Consider the following 820-nt stretch of genomic DNA (forward strand, 5'->3'; position numbering starts at 1 on the left):
TCGGACATCCTGGGATCACCGTCCGGTTATCAACTCCCCCAGGCTTATCGCAGATTCCCACGTCCTTCATCGGCTCCTGATGCCAAGGCATCCACCATACGCTCTCAACAACTTACACACACATATGCAAACCATTGATTCATGAGCAACAAACACAACCCACACAACCAACAAACCAACCAACCAAAAAAGGAAAAGACTGGACTGATTGTGTTGGGTTGAGAAAATCACATACATGAAAACAACACCCACTAGGGGTGTCATCCTCACAAGATGCTCGCGTCCACTATGCAGTAACCAAACAACAACCCCACACCCACCAACCACACCACCAAAACAAGCAGCGTGTTGTATTAGGTCGGGGACACACTAGAGAAACAACCACACCAAACACACGAACACAAAACATGCCCGCTGCGTACCTGGTGGTTTGTTGCTCCAGGACCCAACAATGCACCAAGACCCACACACCCCCAAGAGAGAGTGCGTGGTTTCGTTGATATTCCACCCATGAGCATGGCACCTGTCAACACCCGTGACAGCAGCACCATCTATTCTCTGACACCACCAAACCAACACAAACCAGTGTGTGGTTGTGGTGTTGAGTGCTCCTTAGAAAGGAGGTGATCCAGCCGCACCTTCCGGTACGGCTACCTTGTTACGACTTAGTCCCAATCGCCAGTCCCACCTTCGACGGCTCCCCCCACAAGGGTTAGGCCACCGGCTTCGGGTGTTACCAACTTTCGTGACTTGACGGGCGGTGTGTACAAGGCCCGGGAACGTATTCACCGCAGCGTTGCTGATCTGCGATTACTAGCGA

2 rRNA genes are annotated in these 820 nt (G+C 52.0%); both read right to left on the reverse strand.

From position 1 onward, the window contains the following. Positions 1-118 (reverse strand): 23S ribosomal RNA (locus MHJ63_RS09835); the annotation flags it as partial. Positions 119-616: 498 nt separating this feature from the next. Beyond that, positions 617-820 (reverse strand): 16S ribosomal RNA (locus MHJ63_RS09840); the annotation flags it as partial.

It is taken from the genome of Pseudoglutamicibacter albus, assembly GCF_022346425.1.
Taxonomy (GTDB): Bacteria; Actinomycetota; Actinomycetes; order Actinomycetales; family Micrococcaceae; genus Pseudoglutamicibacter; species Pseudoglutamicibacter albus.